Here is a 19,087-nt window from a genome sequence, read left to right as displayed (position 1 = left end):
CGGGGCCTGATCCTGCTGGCGCGCTCGTGGCGCGTCCTTTCAGCGAGGTACCGGCCTGTATCGATTCATGATGGGGGGACGACTTCAGTCGTCGACGGGCCGCTCCCTAGACGACTGATCCCGTCGGGGGACCGACGCCGAAGGCGGCGTAGGGGCCTTTACTTGCCGGCGTGGGCCAGGCGGGTCTGCTGGGCGCGCTCGGTGGCCGGGCGGTAGGCGACGGTCTCGTAGTCGAAGACGCTGACATCGCCGTTGGCGCGGGCGGCCAGGAATTCATTGCGAACCTGCTCCCGGGTCAGGCCGGTCTCGGAACGGGCGGCCGGGAGGGCCAGCGCGGCTTCGCTGTCGAACACATTGCGGTCGGTCTTGTTGTCGGCGGCGAAGGCGGTGCCGGCAACGGCGAAGGCGAGGGCGGCGACGGCGATCTGGGCTTGCTTGGCGAACATGGTGGTCATCCTTTGAGTGAAACTGTGCAATCGTTTCCGGGCATGGCGTGAGGGCTTACTCTTGCTCTCCGTCTTGTCCAGCCTCGGTGAGTCGTTTGACGTTTGCGGCTCATCGATGGGCTCAACTGTAGAGATCCTTGCCCAGGCAATAAATAGCGGCGGCGTGCACAGCGTGTTCGCGGAACGCGAATAATCCGTAAAAACCCTAGGGCGCCGCGAGACCGACGCCTACGCGCCGCGCCCGCTGAATCAAGCCGCGCGCGTCCAGTAGCCGGGGTCGCCGTAGCTGTGCTTGAGGAAGTCGATCCACAAGCGCACCCGCAAAGGCAGGTGGCGGGCACTGGGGAAGACGGCATGGATGCCGTTGGGCGGGGCGGCGAAGTCGTCGAGCACGCTCACCAGCCGGCCGCCGGCGATGTCGGCCTGCACTTCCCAGGTCGAGCGCCAGGCCAGCCCCAGGCCCTCCCGGCACCACTCGTGCAACACCTGCCCGTCACTGCAATCCAGCCGGCCGGCCGGACGCAGGTGGATCACCTCACCCTCGACGAGGAAGGCCCAGCCGCGAGACTGGCTCGCCTCGGAGCTCAGCGTCAGGCATTGGTGACGGGCCAGTTCGCTCGGATGCTGCGGCGTCCCTGCCCGCAGGAGGTAGCTCGGCGCCGCCACGCACAGCCGCCGGTTGTCGGCCAGGCGGACGCTGACGAGGCTGGAATCCGGCAGGTCGCCCACGCGCACGGCGCAGTCGTAGCCCTCGTTGACGAGGTCGACCACCCGGTCGGCCAGGTTCAGCGAAAGGCTCACATCGGGATGACGCTCCAGAAAGGCCGGCACCAGCGGCGCCAGGTGGCGTCGCCCGAAGCCGGCCGGGCCTGTGACACGCAGGTGGCCGCTGGCCTTGACGCCGCCCGCCGAGACGCTGGCCTCGGCATTGTTGAAATCGGCCACCAGCCGCTGGCAGTTCTCGAGGAAGGCGCTGCCCTCGTGGGTGAGGCTGATGCGGCGCGTGGTGCGCTGCAGCAGCTTCACGCCCAGGCGCGCTTCGAGCGCATCCATGCGCCGGCCGATGACCGCCGGCGCCACGCCCTCGGCGGTCGCCGCGGCGGTCAGGCTCCCCTTGGTGGCCACCGCGACGAAGGTCTCGATCTGCTTCAGCCGGTCCATCGGCACATGCTACGCCGCCCCGATCTGTGCGTTCAAGTCACAAATCCATCGCCTGCGGCGCTGTTAATCATCGGCCAGGTATCGAATAAATTGCCATGCCATGGACCCCAAGCCGCCTGCTCCCCGTGCCGTGCTCTTCGATGCCTACGGCACGCTGTTCGATGTCTACAGCGTCGGACTGGCGGCCGAGCAGCTGTTCCCCGGCGCCGGCGAGCGCCTGGCCCAGTTGTGGCGCGACAAGCAGATCGAGTACACGCGCCTGTGCTCCATGAGCGGCCGCTACCAGCCCTTCTGGGCCCTGACCGAGGCGGCCCTGCAGTTCAGCGCCGAGCGCCTCGGCCTCAAGCTGACCCCGCCAGGGCAGCAACGGCTGATGAACGAGTACCGGCATCTCTCGGCCTTCCCCGAGAACCACGCGGTGCTGGCCGAGCTGAAGCGGCGCGGCATCCGGGCCGGCATCCTGTCCAACGGCGACCCGACGATGCTGGCGGTGGCGGTGAAAAGCGCCGGCCTGTCCGAGCTGATCGACCCGGTGCTCAGCGTGCACGAGACTCAGCGCTTCAAGACCGACCCCGCCGCCTACGCCATCGGCCCTGCGGCGCTGGGCCTCGCGCCGCGCGAGATCCTGTTCGTCTCCAGCAATGGCTGGGACGCCGTCGGCGCCACCTGGTACGGCTTCACCACCCTGTGGGTCAACCGCATGGGGCTGCCGGCCGAGCGCCTGGGCACCGAGCCCACCCGCACCGGCCGCAGCCTGCGCGACGTGCTCGACTTCTTTCCTTCCTGATCCCTTGAACTTCCAATAAACCCGAAGAGGCAACCCCGATGAGCGAACGCATCTCCCTCCACGGCCTGCAGGTCGATGGCCAACTCAAGACCTTCATCGACGAGCAGGTGCTGCCCGGCACGGGCGTCGACGCGGGCGACTTCTGGGCCGGCTTCGACCGCATCGTGCACGAGCTGGCGCCGAAGAACGCAGCCCTGCTGGCCGAGCGCGATCGCCTGCAGGCGGCGATGGACGAGTGGCACCGCGCCAACCCGGGTCCCCTGGACAAGAAGGCCAAGCAGAAGGCCTACCGCAAGCACCTGCAGAAGATCGGCTACCTGGTCGACGAGCCGGCGAACGCGAAGGTCAAGACGAAGAATGTCGACGCCGAGCTCGCCGAGCAGGCCGGGCCGCAGCTGGTGGTGCCCATCACGAATGCGCGTTATGCCCTCAACGCCGCCAATGCGCGCTGGGGCTCCCTGTACGACGCCCTGTACGGCACCGACGCGCTGCCCGAGATCGATGGCGCCGAGAAGGGCCCGGGCTACAACCCCGTGCGCGGCGCCAAGGTCATCGAATACGCGCGCCACGTGCTGGACCGCACCGCGCCTCTGGTCACGGGCTCGCATGTCGATTCGACCGGCTACCGCGTGGAGGGCGGCTCGCTGGTCGTCACTTTGAAGGACGGCACGACCACGGGGCTGAAGAAGAACAAGCAGTTCATCGGCTACCAGGGCGCCGCCGATGCGCCGTCTTCCGTCCTGCTGCAGCACAACGGGCTGCACCTGGACATCCGCATCGACCGCGAGACGCCCATCGGTGCCGAGGATCCGGCCGGCGTCGCGGACCTGGTGATCGAGTCCGCGCTGTCGACCATCCTGGACCTCGAGGATTCGGTGGCAGTGGTCGATGCCGCCGACAAGGTGCAGGCCTACGGCAACTGGCTCGGCATCCTCAAGGGCACGCTGACCGAGACCTTCGTCAAGGGCGGCCAGCAGATGACGCGCGGCCTGAACGCCGACCGCATCTACACCGCGCCCAAGGGCGACGGCAGCGTCACGCTGCATGGCCGCTCGCTGCTGTTCGTGCGCAACGTCGGCCACCTGATGACCAACCCGGCCATCCTCTGGGGCGCCGAGGGCCGCGAGATCCCGGAAGGGATCCTGGACGCGGTGGTCACCACCACCATTGCGCTGCATGACCTGCAAGGCCACGGCGCCAATGGCCTGCGCAACTCGCGCACCGGCAGCGTCTACATCGTCAAGCCCAAGATGCACGGGCCGGCTGAAGTGGCGTTTGCCGACGAGCTCTTCGGCCGCATCGAGAAGCTGCTGGGCCTGCCGAAGCACACCGTCAAGCTGGGCATCATGGACGAGGAGCGCCGTACCTCGGTGAACCTCAAGGCCTGCATCGCCGCGGCGAAGTCACGGGTAGCCTTCATCAATACCGGCTTCCTGGACCGCACCGGCGACGAGATGCACACGGCCATGCAGGCCGGCCCCATGCTGCGCAAGGGCGATATGAAGTCCAGCGCCTGGATCCAGGCCTACGAGCGCAACAACGTGATCGTCGGCCTGCAGTGCGGGCTGCGCGGCAAGGCGCAGATAGGCAAGGGCATGTGGGCCATGCCGGACCTGATGGCCGCGATGCTGCAGCAGAAGATCGCCCATCCCCGGGCCGGCGCCAACACCGCCTGGGTTCCCAGCCCCACCGCTGCCACCCTGCACGCGCTGCATTACCACCAGGTCGATGTGTTCAAGGTGCAGAAGCAGATCGAGAAGGACAGTCGCAAGGCCGACCGCGATGACCAGCGCGACGAGCTCCTGCGCGGCCTGCTGACGATCCCCGTGGTCGCCGCGCCGGCCTGGAGCGACGCCGAGAAGCAACAGGAGCTGGACAACAACGCGCAGGGCATCCTCGGCTACGTGGTGCGCTGGGTCGACCAGGGCGTGGGCTGCTCCAAGGTGCCCGACATCCACAACGTCGGCCTGATGGAAGACCGCGCGACGCTACGCATCTCCAGCCAGCACATGGCCAACTGGCTGCTGCACGGCGTGGTCAGCAAGGCCCAGGTGCGCAACACCCTCAAGCGCATGGCCAAGGTGGTGGACCAGCAGAACGCCGGCGACGCCGCCTACCGGCCGATGGCCGGCCGCTTCGACGACTCGATGGCCTTCCAGGCGGCCTGCGACCTGGTGTTCAAGGGCGTCGAGCAGCCGAGCGGCTACACCGAGCCGCTGCTGCATGCGTGGCGCCTGAAGGTGAAGGCGGCGTAAGAGGGCAGAGCGGCCGGCACCGCTCTGCGCGACTACGCGACCTCCTGATACCCCTTCCTCAGCTTCTCGGCGATCAGCTTCTGCACTTCCCGCTGGGCGCGCTGCTCGTCGGGGAAGGGCTTGATCTGCACCTGGCCGCGCGTGCCGATGCGCCCGAAGCTGACGGTCACGTCGGAGCCTTCCTGGCCGATCCGCCAGAACCGGCGCGAAGAGCCCTCGACAAGCTCGAAGTGGCGCATCGACGCCGTACCGGCCCCTTGCGGCGCGGCGCCGCTCGCGTCCATCACCTCCGGCGATACGGCGCCGGTGTCCGATGCCTCGGCAGCCGGCGTCGCCATCGATTCCTCTTCGTCCGGCGTCACATCGGCGGGCGACTCCCCGGAGAGCGCCCGCTCGATGCGCTCGATGACCGCCTCGGGGGCATGGAACCAGTCCCTGGACAGGACCTGCACCACGCGCCATCCGAAGGCTCCCAGGATGCGCGGCCGCGAGACGTAGCGCTCCAGCACGTCGGGATTCGCGTAGTGCGCCTCGGTGTCGACCAGCACGCCGAGCTGGTAGGTCCCGCCCGGGCCGCGGATCGCCAGGTCGCAGCGGAAGCGCGACTGCCCGACCTGCTCGTCCACCTGGTGCCCGCGCGTGCGCAGCGCCGAGGCCAGCTGCTCCAGCACCTCGTCTTGCAGGACCTGCTCCGTCAGCGCCTGGCGCGTCGCCGGATTGAGCCCCTCCAGCACGCGCTGGGCCCCCTCCCGCTGGCCGCCGGACACCTGCTCGGCGTAGCGCAGGAACTGCCTCAGCGCCGAGGCGCCGTCGTTGTAGTCGTTGGTGATCGCGTCATGGCGGATGCTGCTCACCACCGCCATGTGATGTCGGGCCCGGCTGAAGATCACATTCAGGCGCTTCTCGCCGCCGCGCTGGTTGATGGGCCCGAAGTTCATCAGCATCCGCCCGTTGGGGCCGGGCCCGTAGCAGATGCTCAGCAGGATGATGTCGCGCTCGTCGCCCTGGACGTTCTCCAGGTTCTTGACGAACAGTCCGCAGAACTGCTCGTCCTCCTCTTTCACGTACTCCGCTTCCAGGCGGGTGCCGAACGCCGGATCCTGCGTGGCCAGCATCGCCAGCGCGTCTTCGATCTCGCCTTGCTGCGCCTCGGAGAACGCGACGATGCCGATGCTGCGGCCGCTCTCCCGCGCCAGCAGCTCGCGCACCAGCTGCGCGATGTAGGCCGCCTCGGCGGCGTTGCGGCGATCCTCGTATCGCCCTTCGGGCAGCGCGTGGAAGCTGATCGGGCGTGACAGCAGCGCGTCCGCGTGCAGGCCTATCGTCTCAGGCGTTGGGATGGCGCCCACCACGATCTCCCCGCGCCGGGCGGCCATCGACGTGCGGTCCGGGATCGTGTACAGGGTGCCGGCATAGAAGGCCGCATTGGAAAAGCCGATCAGCGACTCGCTGCGGCTGCGGTAGTGCCAGGACAGCACCGTCGCCTGCAGGTTGCGGGCGCCCTGGTTCAGCAGGCTGTCCGCATCCAGCACCACCGACAGCCGCTCGCCGTCGCGGGTGACCTCCACCGTATCGCCCTCGTCGTCGCGGCCGGACGAGAAGAAGCTCGTGGGCGGCAGCTGCATCTCGTCGCCGACGATGATGACCTGCGGCGCCCGCGAAAGCGCCGGCACCGCCTCCTCGACCGTGATCTGGCTCGCCTCGTCGAACACGACGACGTCGAACAGGTCGGGCAGCAGGGGCAGGGTGTCCGACACCGACAGCGGGCTCATCAGCCAGATCGGCTTCATGTCGCGCACCACCTGCCCGGTGTCACCGCTGGCGAGATCGCGGATGGACTTGTAGCGCATCGTCTTTCCGAACTCGTGCTCGAGTTCGCGCCGGCCGGCGCTGTAGGCCTTCTTGAACTGCCGGCCCTGCTCGTCGAGCTGGCCGACCGCCAGCATCGACATCCGCACCCGCTCGGCGAAGCGCCGGCGCACCGCGGCGCGCACCGTGAGCGCGTTGAGCTCCAGCAGCTTCCGCTCGCCGGCCTCCAGCCGCTCGGCATGACGCGCCAGCGCCGCCCCGTCGAAGCGCGGCAGCCAGCGCTCGGTGCGGTACAGCCGCTCCAGCGCCTCGTGGGCGATGGCGTATTCGATGCCCGAAGCCGGCCAGGGCAATCGCCGCAATGCCCGCGCGAACGCAGGGTCGGCGAGCCTCAGCTCACGCAGCAAGGGCAGCAGGTCCGGCAGGGCGTCGGCATGCTCACGCAGGTCGCGCACGGTCTCGCCCAGGTCACCGAAGGCGATCTCGCCGCGCTCGGCCAGCAGCTCCTGCAGCAGCGGCGCCAGGGCCGCCACGTCCTCCAGCAGGGGCGACAAGATCTTCACCGCCGCGCCCGCCGCCGCGCCCTCCTGGCTCAACACCCTCCGATGGAAGGCGGCCACGAGCGAGTCTTGCCGCGCTTGTGCACGCCATCGCCCGAGGGCCTCGGCCTGGGCTGGCGCAGAGGCTCCTCCGTGGAGGGTGGCCCATGCGGCGCGTGCCTCTTCCAGGCGCGCGGTGGCCTCGTGCTCGGCTGCGAGTTCGGCCAGGACCTGCGCCAGCGTCGGCCGCACCGGCTGCGCGCTGAAGTCGTAGCGCGCCTTCACCTGGCCGCGCAGCCGCCACCACGCTGGCTGCAGCCAGCGCAGCGGGCTGCCTTCCAGCGTCCGCGCCTGTGCCAGGGCCGCCGACGTGTCTGCCGGCGACAGCCTGTCTCGCCAATGCGAGTTCCTCGCCCGGGCGGCCTCGTACGCCTGCTGCAATGTCTCGAGCCCGGCGAGCGCCTGCTCCCACTCGCGCGTCGCGGCGGAGCCGGCGTCCAGCAGCGCCAGCTGGCCGCGCTCGGCCAGCGGCTGCAGTTCGCCGGCCAGGCGAAAGATCGCCTCGGCCTGCGCCCAGTTCAGCACCGGCATGTCCGGCCACGCCTGCTGCATCGCCTCGGCGCAGCGGTCGACCAGTGGTTCGGCCGCATCGGTCAGGTCGGCCAGCCGCGAAAGCGGATGTTCATGACCGATCACGCCGTCACCCAGCCGCGCCAAGACGTGCCCGGCCAGCGCCTGCACGCCCAGCGTCTCCTGCAGCGCCTGCTGCAGGCGCTCGGCCAGGCCGCCATGCGCCAGCCAGGCCTCGTAGCCCGGCAGGGCCTCGGCCTGTCTTGCGTCCGGCGCGGTTCGGTGAGCCCGCAGCGCGACGAGCCGGTGCACGAGCTCGCGCAGGCGCACGCCCGCACCGGCCGGCACGCCGCGCATGGCGGCGTCGAAACGCTGCAGGGCATCCAGGTCCTGCTGCATTTGCGCGAGCGCGTTGGTCCTTTGACGCGTCAGCGCCTCGTGCCCGTCCTCGCTCGCCAGCCAGCGTTCGTAGGTCTGCTTCAGGTTGAGGACGAATGCCTTCTTGTCCGCCTGCGAGTCGTGGATCAGGCAGCAGAGCTCGTCCAGCCCCTGCTGCCGCAGGCGGTGGAACACGACGTCGATCGCGGCGCGCTTCTCGCAGACGAACAGGACCCGCTTGCCCTGGCCGATGTGGTCCGCGATCAGGTTGGTGATGGTCTGCGACTTTCCGGTGCCGGGCGGCCCCTGGATGATGTAGCTGTCGCCCCGGCGCGCGAGCGCCACGGCGGCCGTCTGCGTCGCGTCGGCAGCGACGACGTTCCAGGGCTCGCCCAGTGGAGAAGGCGCCGGCGAAGCCGGATCCGCCGCGAGCTGGCGCGGCTGCATGGAGAACACGCGATCGAAGGCCGGGTTCGCCTGCTCGCTGTCGACGAGCGCGTTGTAGTCGCGCACCAGCGACATCTTGCGGTAGTTGAAGTTGCCCAGCGTCACCGAAGCCAGGTCGACGTCCCACTGGTACGGATTGCCGGTGCCCTCTTGCAATGCGTAGGTGGTGTGCTCCTGCAGCGCCTGGGCCATCTGCGGATGGCGCGGCGAAGGCGCGCCACCGACGGCGCCGCGCAGCGGCAAGGGCGCCGGCAGCACGTGGTCGGTGAACCACTTGAGCCCGAGGGGGCGGAAGTCTTCGGCGGCGTAGCTGTAGTCCGCACTGGCGGCCGTAGCCGCGCGCGCCGGCGCAGACGCCTGACGGCGGCGACGGAACTGCTCGAGACGCTGCTTCGCGCGCTGGTGGATCAGCTCGATCTGGGGCTCGGTGATCAGGCGCAGCTGCACGCCCGGCTCGGTGCTCGCAATGCGCGCGCGCAGCTGTTCATGGAAGGCCTGGATGGCGCCCTCGGCGAGTTCGAGCGTCTCGGGCAGCTCGATGCCGTAGACGAGCCTGAACTGCTGGCGAAGGACCGGGTTGACCTCGGCCGCGGTGCCCTGGGCTTGCAGGACGTACTGGTCGCGCACGCCCTTCTTGCGGGTGAGCTCGACCGGCAGCAGCAGCAACGGCGAGGCGATGCGCTCCTCGGGCGCTTCCTTCAGGTGGTGCCAGCGCAGGAAGGCGATGACGAGGTACAGCTGCGAAAAGCCGTACTCGGCACGGTCGCGGCGGGCCTCCTGGATGAGTCGGTCCAGCGCAGCGGGCAGATAGGGCTGGTCCTCGAAGCGCAGCCAGCTCAGCAGCGGCACGCGTTCGTTGGCGGTGACCGCCTGCGCAAAGCGCCCGCCCCAAAGGCACAGCTGGTCGGCGCGGATGCTCTTGAGGTCGACCACCAGCGGCACGCTCGCCACGGTCAGGTTGACGCTCGCCTGCGTGGGGCGGAAGTGCAGCAGCCGGTTGCGACGCGAGAGGTCGAACAGGCGGTCGCGAAGATGCGCCTGCACGGCGCTGCGACGCCGGGCGTTGCTGCTGCCGGCGGCGGCAATGCGGTCGAGCTGCAGGTCCTGCGGCTGCTCGCGATAGGTCTGCAGGCGCTGGATGATGGACGGCAGGTCCTTGGCGCGGCGGCGACGGTCCAGCTCGGTCATCTCCAGGATGACGCTGCCTATCACCGGGTGCAGGCGGGGCTGCAGGCGGAACAGGTTGTCCCGTCCCCTCGCAAACGTGCGCAGCTCATCCGGCTCGCCGAGGTCCAGCCCGCAGGCCAGGGTGGCCAGCATCTCGCCCAGCACCAGGATGTCGGTGACCGCGTCGTGGTGCCCCAGCAGCGATTCCCAGGCCGTGAAGTCCGGCAGGTAGACCGGCCGCTTCAGGCCGGCCGCCTCGACCGTCTCGGACACCGCCAGATCCTCGATGTCCATGCCGGACTCGTTGTCGACGGTGACCCGCAGCTCGCCCACCACGTGCAACACCGACGAGACCGGCGCCTGCAGCCGATCGACCTGCTGTCGCTGCTGGCGGGGTTCTTCGCCTTCGGGCCGTGCCAGCGCCAGGCCACCGTCCTGTCGCTGCACGATGCAGGCGGCGCCATGCAAGCCGGCGATGCGCTCGCGTTCATGCAGTGCGGCGACCTCCTGGAAAAGCGGCAGCAGCAGCGTCAGGACGTCGTCCGTTTGCAGCCCGCCGTGGGCCAGGCCGGTGTCCAGGATCCTCAGCAGCGCGGGGGACTCACGCACGGTCCGCCTCCGCCTTCTGCAGCATGCCGGCCGACTCCTGGTTGAGCTTGTTCAGCTGCCGCTTGCTCATGCCGAGGTCCTGCGAAACACGGCGTTCGAGAACAGGGGCGAGGCCCCAGGCGCGACCCAGTTCCAGCGCGGCCGCCAGCGGCACGTCTTCCAGCGCTCGGTCCGCGACCGCCATGTCCAGCAGCAGGGCTGTGATGTAGTCATGGCAGCCGGTGGCGGCGGCGACGTCGGCTGCGAGCGCGACGTCGGGGCTGGCGTCGATCGTGAAGTCGGGGAAGAAGCGCCGGGCGTGCGCGAGGGTCGCCTCGCTTTGCATCCAGGCAGGGCGAAGCATCTGCTGAAGCACGCGGCGGGTGAGGCGGGACAATGCCTGCCGCCCGGTCAGATCGGCCCCGTCCAGCCGCAGCGGCCCTCGCAGGGCGGCGGACAGCCAGGCGTCCGCCTGCGCGTCGCCCTGGCTCCACAAGCGCAACGCGCGGGCACGCACGAACACTTCCGGATGGCTGCTGCCCGTGTTCATGGCGGCGCGGCTGGCGATCTCGTCGGCCTGCTTGAGGTAGCTGGCAGCGCTGACGGCCTGCAGGCCGGTCTGCGTCTTCACCAGCGCGGTGACGGCCGGCTCGAGCGAGCCGCTGGCCACCACGGCGCCGCGATCCGCGTATGCCTCCGTGAAAAGGCGGTACAGCCGGGCGGTCTGCAGATGAGCCGCATCGGCGCGAGGATCGGCAGCGGTGGCGTCGAGGATGCGGTCGGCGGCGTGATAACGCCCGCCTTCCGACGACCACAGCAGGTAGTGCGAGAGCTCATGCCCAAGGACCGCTTCCAGCTCGGCGCCCTGCAGGCGCTCGAGCATCGGCCCCGAGAAGACGACGTGCGCCTGGCCCGGCAGGTAGAACAGCGAGGCGTTCATCGGGCCGTCCGTGGCCTGGTACAGGAAGATCGGCACGTCGAGCCCCAGGCGCCCGGCAGCCGCCTGGGCGGCACGATGGAGTTCGGGATGCGCCGTCTCGTCGAGGCGGTAGGTCTGCCTCAGGAGATCGGCTCGGACGGCCTCGGCGTGTTCGTCCTGCGCGGTGGCCGACTGCGACCATTGCCAGACGTCGGGCTCCTCGTCCTGGAGGTAGCGCACGACCTCGTCGTGATAAGGCAGCGGAGCGAGCGGCGGCACGGGTGGAGGCACGGCATGCAGGGCGTCGGTCATGTCGTTCGAAGGCGTGGGGTCGCGGCCGGCCGCCCGGCCGGCTGGTCAAACATGCTGGAGCCTCCTCCCGGAGGAGGCTGGAGGAGCCCGACATTCGGCCGCAGGCTTAGGAGCCCTTTCGGGCTCCTAAGCCCAGAGCACCGGTTGGTGACTGCCGACCCAGCGCTCGTAGTTCGACGAGTACAGCTCCTCGATACGGTTGCGCTTGACCTTGAAGGTCGGCGTGATCACGCCATTGTCGACCGTCCACGGCTCGCTCACGACGACGATGCAGTCGAGCTGCTCGTGCGGGTCGAGCACGGCGTTGACGGACTTCAGGTGCGCAGCCAGCGAGGCCTCGAGATCGGTACGGCCGCCGTTGGCCGCTGCCTTGGCCGCCTCGGGGTTCAGCATGACGATGCCCAAAGGCTGGCCGAGGTTGGCGCCGGTCACGCAGCAGGCCTCGACCGACGTGTGCATCACCAGCCTGTCCTCTATCGGCGCCGGCGCCACGTACTTGCCCTTGCTCGTCTTGAACAGGTCCTTCACCCGGCCGGTGATGCGCAGGTTGCCCTCGCCGTCGAGCTGGCCCTTGTCGCCGGTGTGCAGCCAGCCGTCCTCGGTGAAGGACTGCTTCGTCAGCTCCGGCTCCTTGTAGTAGCCCAACATCAGGCCCGGGCACTTGACCTGGATCTCGCCGTTGTTCGGGTCGATGCGGCTTTGCACGCCGCGGTAGGGAACACCCACCGTGCCCGGCCGCGGATGGCCTGGCATCGTGGCGTGGCTGACACCGCAGTTCTCGGTCATGCCGTAGACCTCGACGATGGGCAGGCCCAGGCGCTCGTACCAGCGCAGCAGGTCCGGCGGCATCGGCGCCGCGCCGCCGGCGGCGAGCACGCATTGATCCAGACCCAGCGCGCCGAGCACCTTCTTGCGCACGATGCCGCCGAGGATGGGGATCTTCAGCAGCCGCTCCAGCTTGGCCGGCGGCATCTTGGCGTTCACCCCCTGCTGGAACTTCACCCACAGCCGCGGCACCGAGAAGAACACCGTCGGTCGCGCGCGCTGCAGGTCAAGCGTGAAGGTCTCCAGGCTTTCGGCGAAGTACACACGCATGCCCGTGGCCAGCTGGCCGTGCTCGACCAGCGTGCGCTCCGCCACGTGCGACAGCGGCAGGTAGCTCAGCATGCGGGTGTTCTGGTCGATCTTGTTCACCCGGTCCAGGCCCGAAAGAATGGACCATGCAAAGGTGCCGAAGCTGTGCATCACGCCCTTGGGCACGCCGGTGGTGCCGGAGGTGTACATGATGGTGGCCAGCTCGTCCGCAGGCCGCGTCGGCTCGCCCGTCAAGGGCGTTGCCTTGGACAGTACCTCGTCCCACTTCGGATAGTCGTTGGGCGGTGCGAGCGGTGTGGCGATGCACGGCAGGCCGGCGGGGATGCCGGCCTTCATGTGCTCGAAACCGTCGAGCTTGCCGACGACGAGCAGCTTCGCCTCGCTGTGCTGCAGGATCTGGCGGATGGTCTCGGCGGCCAGCGTCGGGTACAGGGGCACCGAGACGTGGCCGGCCAGCCAGATCGCATAGTCGCTGATCAGCCACCAGACGGTGTTCTTCGACAGCAGCGCGATCTTCGAGCCGGGCGGGAAACCCTGGGCCTTCAGGTGGCCGGCGAGGCGGCGGGCCTGGTCCATCATCTCGCGCCAGGTCACGTCGCGCACCACCCCGCCGCCCATGGGCTGGGTGCAGGCGATGCGGTCGGGCGCGGTGCGCTCCCAGTGGTACAGGCGTTGCAGCGCGAGGGCCGAGTCCGGAATGGGCAGGCCGAAGGAGGTGTCGTTGGAGCTCATCGCAGGCGCAGGGAAAGGGCTGGACCGATCAGGGTAGCCAGCCCCCCGCGCGCCCGGCATCGGCGCGAACCCTCACCGCAGCCGCGCTGTCGCGCCTTCCTCATCGCAGGAAGGCGTCGTAGCCCGTCTTCAGGATCAGCGCGCCCACCACCGCGATGAACACGGCCCGCACGAAGCCGGCGCCGTGCCGGAGCGCCAGCCGGGTGCCGATCAGGCTGCCGGCCACGTTGGCCACCGCCAGGACGGCCGCCGCGGCCCACCAGACGTGCCCCGTCCAGGCGAAAAGCACCAGCGCTGCGAAATTGGTGGACGTGTTGAGCAGCTTGGCCGCCGCCGAGGCATGCAGGAAGTCGAAGCCCAGCAGGCGCACGAAGAGGAAGACGAAGAAGCTGCCCGTGCCCGGGCCGAAGAAGCCATCGTAGAAGCCGATGACCAGGCCGATGCCGCCGGCCACCAGGCGCTCCTGCGCGGCGGCATAACGCGGCAAATGGTGGCGCCCGAGGTCCTTGCGCGCCAGGGTGTACAGCAGGATGGCCAGCATCACCACAGGCAGCGCGCGGCGCAGCATCGACGCATCCACCTGTGTCACCGCCCAGGCGCCCACGAAGCTCCCGACGAGCGCGGCGCCCATGGCCGGCACCATCGTGGCCGCCGTCAGGGACACGCGGCGCGTGAACTGGACCGCCGCCCACGCCGTGCCCCAGATCGCCCCGCCCTTGTTCGTGCCCAGCAGCGTGGCCGGCGCCGTGCCCGGATAGGTGGCGAACAGCGCCGGGACCAGGATCAGCCCGCCCCCGCCCACGATGGCGTCGATCAGCCCGGCGAAGAGGGAAGCAAACGCGACGACAACCAGGTCGAACATGGGCAGCGAAGGCCATCCTGCGACGGCCGTTGGCGCGGGGGATAGGGCGGCCGCTCCCCCTTGGGGGGACGGGCTCGGCTTCGCCGGCGCCTCGGGGGCTCACAAAAGCAAAGGGCGCCAGCGTTTGGCTGGCGCCCTTGCATTCTTCCATGGTCACTCTCGCGGCCTTCTGGATGGCGGCGCGCGGGGGCCTTCGATATGTTGTGCTGCTGGCCCGGACTTGTCTCCTCGGACCCCCTTCAGTCGTGCACTCGCACAGGGCAATGACGACCGAAAGTGGGCGCACTATAAGGGTGCGCTGTCACTTTTCGCATCCGTGCTTTCCCCGTGCCGCAAGGGTCATCGCGGTGTAGCGGGCGGCCGGGTCAGCATCCATTCGGCCGCCCGCTCCGCGATCATCAGGGTCGGCGAGTTGGTGTTGCCGCTGGTGATGGTGGGCATGACGCTGGCATCGGCCACCCGCAGGCCGCCGACGCCGCGCACCCGCAGGCGTGCATCCACCACGGCCAGCGGGTCGTCCTCGCGGCCCATCCTGGCCGTGCCTACCGGGTGGAAGATGGTCGTGCCGATGTCGCCGGCCAGGCGCGCCAGTTCCTCGTCCGTCTCGTACTCGGTGCCCGGCTTGACCTCGCGCGGCCGGTAGCGCGCCAGCGCAGGCATGGACGCGATGTGCCGCGTCAGCCGCAGCGACTGGGCGGCGACCTCCCGGTCGCCCGGCGTCGAGAGGTAGTTGGCCAGGATCGAGGGCGCGTCTTCCGGCCGCGGCGAGGTGATGCGCACCCGCCCCCTCGACTCCGGGTTCAGGTTGCACACGCTGGCGGTGAAGGCGTTGAAGCCGTGCAGCGGCTCGCCGAAGGCCTCCAGCGACAGCGGTTGCACGTGGTACTCGAGGTTGGGATGCTCGCGCATCGGGTCGGAGCGGGTGAAGGCCCCGAGCTGCGAAGGCGCCATGCTCATCGGGCCGCTGCGCTTCATGGCGTACTCCAGGCCGATCATGGCCTTGCCCCACCAGCGGGCGGACAAGGTGTTGAGCGTCTTCACGCCCTCCACGGCGAACACGGCGCGGATCTGCAGGTGATCCTGCAGGTTGGCGCCGACGCCCGGCAGATCGACGAGCGGCTTGATCCCGTGCGGCTGCAGCCAATCGCCCGGCCCGATGCCCGACAACTGCAGGATCTGCGGCGTGCCAATCGCCCCGGCGGCCAGCACCACCTCGCCGCGGCAGCGTGCCGTGAGGGGCGCACCGCCGCCGAGCGGCAGGACCTCGACGCCGACGGCGCGAGGCCGGCCGTCCGGGCCCGGTTCGAGCAGCAGGCGGCTGACCGTCGCCCCTGTCCACACCTGGAGGTTGGGGCGGGACATCACCGGGCGCAGGAAGGCCTTGGCCGCGTTCCAGCGGATGCCGCCGCGCTGGTTGACCTCGAAGTAGCCGACGCCTTCGTTGTCGCCGCGGTTGAAGTCCGCGGTCGGCGGGATGCCGGCCTGCTGGGCGGCGGCGGCGAAGGCATCGAGCACGTCCCAGCGCAAGCGCTGGCGCTCGACCCGCCATTCGCCGCCCGCTCGCGCGCCGGTGCGATCGAAGCCGGGCGCGCCGTGCATCGCATCCTCGCCACGCCAGTGATCCTCGTGGCGCTTGAAGTGCGGCAGGCAATGCTCCCAGCGCCAGTTGGCATCACCCACCTCGGCGGCCCAGCCGTCGTAGTCGCGTGCCTGGCCCCGCATGTAGATCATCCCGTTGATGCTGGAGCAGCCGCCCAGCACCTTGCCGCGCGGGTAGCGCAGCCGGCGGCCGTTCAGCCCCGGATCGGCGTCGGTCTGGTAGAGCCAGTCGGTGCGCGGGTTGCCGATGCAGTAGAGGTAGCCCACCGGGATGTGGATCCACAGGTAGTCGTCGGCGCCGCCGGCCTCGATCAGCAGCACGCGGCGGGAGCGGTCGGCCGACAGGCGGTTCGCCAGCAGGCAGCCCGCGGTGCCGGCGCCGACGATGACGTGGTCGTAGGTCGGGCTGTCGCCTTCCACCGGTGCACTCCTTGGGACGTGGAAGGCGACATTCTCAGCGCACCGCCGCGGGAGCGCTGAAATCGTCGAACAGGCGGTACCAGTCGATGCGCCGCGTCAGCGCCATCACCACCGCCAGCAGCGCGAACAAGCCCAGCGCGCCAACGACCAGCGCCGTCTGCTCGCGGGTCAACAGCACGTACAGCAGGCCATACATCGCGGCGAGCGCGGCGCCGAAGCCGAGGCCACCGCGCCATCCCCCGAGGAGGTGGCTGCCGTAGTACGCCAGCACGCCCGCGCACCCGAGGCTCGCCGCAGCGTAGGCCCATTCAAAGCTCAGGTGCTCGGACAAGGCCAGCAGCAGCAGGAAGAACAGGCTCAGCGCCAAGCCCACCAGCGCGTACTGCACCGGGTGAATGCGCCGCACGCGCGGTCTCGCCAGAACTTCGGTCAGCGCCACGGCGACGAAGGTCAGCACGACGAACAGCAGGCCGTACTTGGTCGCCCGGTCGGCCAGGACGTAGGGATTGATCGGGTCGATGAAGGTGACGGCGAGGGAGTCGAGGCACGGGGCGGCGGAGCGATCGACCGTGCCGTCGTCGTAGGCCGCCGAGGCGTCCACCCGGCCCGCGCACAAGGGCGTTCCTTCGACGAGGTCGCGCGGGGCGGAACTCGCCAATTCGGACACCCGCCACACGGCGTGGAAGCCGCCTTCGGCCACTTCTCGTTCCGCGGGCAGGAAGCGCCCGCCGAAAGACGGGTGCGGCCAGTCGGCGCGCAGGTCCCACTCGGTCTGGCCGGCGGCAGGCACCAGGTCGAGCCGGCCCGTGCCGCGCAAGTCGATCGCGAGATGTGCCTTCAGCGGCTCGGCCTTCGCCCGTTCAGGCAGCGCGGCATGCAGGCCGCGGGCGTACTTCGGGTGCCCGGTGCCGGCGGCCACCGGCAAGGACTGCCCATCGAGCTGCAGCTCGGCACGCTGGACGCCACGCGTATCGGTGATCGCCAGCAGCAGCTCCACCGGCTCGCACGCGAGACGCGAGCCCCGCACGCTGCCTGTAGGCTCCAGCGCGGCGAGGTTCGCCCAGTCGGCATCGAAGGCCAGGCGGCCCAGGTAGCCGTTGACCTTGAACAGACCACGGTACCGGGTCTCGGCCATCGCCTGGCTGGCCACGTGCAGGCGGGTGGCCGCCAGGTCGAGGGTGAACTCGCGCCGCTGCGTCTGCTGCCGGCGCTCCTTGCCTTCGCCGACATCAGTCTCCCACTCTTCCGTGCAGCGTCGATGCAGCCACGGCCCGAGCACGGCCTGGGCGCCGGCCTGGGATTGCTGCACGCTCTGGATGGCCTCGAGCTGCCGGCCGCGGCGTTCGTCGACCAGCCAGCCGATGCGGGCCAGCACCAGCGTCAGGATGCCGACGATGGCGCCTATGGCCATCAGCTTGGCCCACGGTGATTGCGACAAGGTTTTCACGAGCCTCTTCCTCCGTTCGAAACGATGAAGGGCGCAGGCTCGCCCCGGCCGGTGAAGCGGTGATGGGCTGCGTGAAGCGAGCGTGAAGTCAGGCCCGTGGCAGGGCCAGCGTGACCTCGAGGCCGGGCGATGCCGGGGCTATGCGGAGCTCTGCGCCATGCAGCGCGGCCACCTGCCGCACGATGGCCAGGCCCAGCCCGCTGCCCTTGCGCGTGCCGCCAGGCCGCGCAGTGGCGTAGAAGCGCTCGCCCAGGTGAGGCAACGCATAGTCAGGCACGCCTTGACCATGGTCCCGCAGGCGCCATACGACGTGCTCCGCCTCGACCATCGTGGTGAGCTCCAGCGTCGAGGCTGCAGGGGCGAAATCGATGGCGTTGGCCAGCAGGTTGGACAGGGCCAAGGCCAGTTGCGCCGGGTCTGCTTGGACTGTCAACTTGTCATCGCGCACCAGCCACTGCACCCGCAAGCGACGCTGCTGCAACGTCGGGCCATGGTCGGCCAGCACCCGCTCGGTGAGCGCCACCAGGCCCACGCGCTCGCGCGAACGCGCCGGCCCGGCGCTTTCCAGCTTGGACAGCTCGAGCAGGCGATCGACGAGCTCGCGCAGGCGGTCGGCCTGCTCCTGCACCTGGGCCACGAAGCGCTCGCGTTCCGTGCGTTCCAGCGCCGGATCCTCCAGCAATTCCGCCGCGCCGCGGATGGCCGTCAGCGGCCCTTTGAGCTCGTGCGTCAGGGCGCGCACGAACTGCTCGCGCTGCGCGCGGCCATCCAGCCTTTCGCGCATCGCTCCCATGGCCCGTGCCAGGTCGCCCAGTTCGCCGGGCAGCCGAGGGGGCGCCACGGCGGGTTGATCGGCGCCGGCCTGCTGGGCATAGCGCCTGAGGCGCCGCACCTCCCACACCGCCCACAGCGTGACGGCCACGCCCACCGCCAGCGACAGCCCGAGCAGCCAGGCGCCGGCGACGAGGATCTTGCGCTCGGCCCGCTCCACGAACGGCGCGATCGTCGACTGGGCCTTGGCCACCGTCAGCACGCCCAGCACCTGTCCATCGGCCGCTCGCACCGGTGCGCCCACGTACATCACCGAGCTGGATTCGTCGGTTTGCAGCTCACGCGTGGCGCGGGCACCGTAGTCGCCGCGCAGGGTGAGGGCCACGTCGCGCCAGCGGGAGTAGTCGGCGCCGAGGGCCCCGCCGGCCGCCAGGCCGGCGCCCTCGTCGAGCACCACGCGGCCCGCGGCATCGGTGACGTAGATGCGCAGGTCCAGGCGCCGCTTGTGCAGGCCCCAGATCTGGGCATCGATGCTGCGTCCGGCGTAGGCCCGTGCCGCCGCGGCGAAGCGGCTGCCGCTCAGGTCGCCGCCGGGCGGCATGGCGGCCAGGTCGGCGGCCGCCTCTTCGGCCAGCAGGTTCGCCGTGTCGACCAGGATGTCTTCCATCACCTCGCGCACGCTGGGCTTGACCTCGGCGACGAAGACCCGCATGACGAAGAAGGCTGCCAGGCCGGTGATGACCAGGAAGCCGAAGAACAGCCGCAGGCCAAGGTGCATGGCGC

11 protein-coding genes are annotated in these 19,087 nt (G+C 69.9%); 2 read left to right on the top strand and 9 right to left on the bottom strand.

The annotated features are described in order from the left end of the window. Nucleotides 1-158: 158 nt before the first annotated feature. Nucleotides 159-446, bottom strand: a complete 288-nt coding sequence (locus ACS5PM_RS10655) for a hypothetical protein (RefSeq protein WP_439387590.1) — start codon at nt 444-446, stop codon at nt 159-161. 249 nt (nt 447-695) lie between these two features. Next, a complete protein-coding gene (locus tag ACS5PM_RS10650) occupies nt 696-1,607 on the bottom strand; it encodes a LysR family transcriptional regulator (RefSeq protein WP_439387589.1) in 912 nt (303 codons plus the stop codon). 100 nt (nt 1,608-1,707) lie between these two features. Between ACS5PM_RS10650 and ACS5PM_RS10645 the strand changes: the two genes are divergently transcribed. Both ACS5PM_RS10645 and ACS5PM_RS10640 read left to right on the top strand, forming a co-directional pair. Continuing rightward, nucleotides 1,708-2,394 carry a haloacid dehalogenase type II gene (locus ACS5PM_RS10645; RefSeq protein ID WP_439387588.1) on the top strand — a complete coding sequence of 229 codons (687 nt, stop codon included), beginning with the start codon at nt 1,708-1,710 and terminating at the stop codon, nt 2,392-2,394. A 38-nt stretch (nt 2,395-2,432) separates the two neighbouring features. Then, entirely contained in the window at nt 2,433-4,649 is a 2,217-nt protein-coding gene (locus ACS5PM_RS10640) for a malate synthase G (protein WP_439387587.1), read from the top strand. Between the two features lie 32 nt (nt 4,650-4,681). On the opposite strand, the gene ACS5PM_RS10635 is transcribed toward ACS5PM_RS10640, so the two are convergent. From ACS5PM_RS10635 to creC, 7 genes are all read right to left on the bottom strand, one after another. Further along, the gene (locus ACS5PM_RS10635; protein ID WP_439387586.1) at nt 4,682-10,168 is read right to left on the bottom strand and encodes a DUF4011 domain-containing protein; all 5,487 of its coding nucleotides are present in this window, start codon (nt 10,166-10,168) and stop codon (nt 4,682-4,684) included. Then, nucleotides 10,161-11,378: a M48 family metalloprotease gene (locus ACS5PM_RS10630; protein ID WP_439387585.1), complete on the bottom strand. Its 1,218-nt coding sequence runs from the start codon at nt 11,376-11,378 to the stop codon at nt 10,161-10,163. Before ACS5PM_RS10630 ends, ACS5PM_RS10635 begins: the two co-directional genes overlap by 8 nt. Nucleotides 11,379-11,504: 126 nt before the next feature. After that, nucleotides 11,505-13,205 carry an AMP-binding protein gene (locus tag ACS5PM_RS10625; RefSeq protein ID WP_439387584.1) on the bottom strand — a complete coding sequence of 567 codons (1,701 nt, stop codon included), beginning with the start codon at nt 13,203-13,205 and terminating at the stop codon, nt 11,505-11,507. Nucleotides 13,206-13,305: 100 nt separating this feature from the next. Further along, nucleotides 13,306-14,067 carry a TSUP family transporter gene (locus ACS5PM_RS10620; protein WP_439387583.1) on the bottom strand — a complete coding sequence of 254 codons (762 nt, stop codon included), beginning with the start codon at nt 14,065-14,067 and terminating at the stop codon, nt 13,306-13,308. A gap of 339 nt (nt 14,068-14,406) precedes the next feature. Further along, nucleotides 14,407-16,086, bottom strand: a complete 1,680-nt coding sequence (locus ACS5PM_RS10615) for a GMC family oxidoreductase (protein WP_439387582.1) — start codon at nt 16,084-16,086, stop codon at nt 14,407-14,409. A 34-nt stretch (nt 16,087-16,120) separates the two neighbouring features. Beyond that, nucleotides 16,121-17,533, bottom strand: coding sequence for a cell envelope integrity protein CreD (creD, locus tag ACS5PM_RS10610; RefSeq protein ID WP_439387581.1), 1,413 nt, complete (start codon nt 17,531-17,533; stop codon nt 16,121-16,123). Nucleotides 17,534-17,621: 88 nt separating this feature from the next. Continuing rightward, nucleotides 17,622-19,082, bottom strand: a complete 1,461-nt coding sequence (creC, locus tag ACS5PM_RS10605) for a two-component system sensor histidine kinase CreC (protein ID WP_439387580.1) — start codon at nt 19,080-19,082, stop codon at nt 17,622-17,624. Nucleotides 19,083-19,087 lie beyond the last annotated feature (5 nt).

The organism is Ideonella flava (assembly GCF_051857595.1).
Taxonomy (GTDB): domain Bacteria; phylum Pseudomonadota; class Gammaproteobacteria; order Burkholderiales; family Burkholderiaceae_C; genus Ideonella.
Note: the sequence above shows the minus strand (reverse complement) of the source record. Positions and strands in the feature narration are given on the sequence as shown.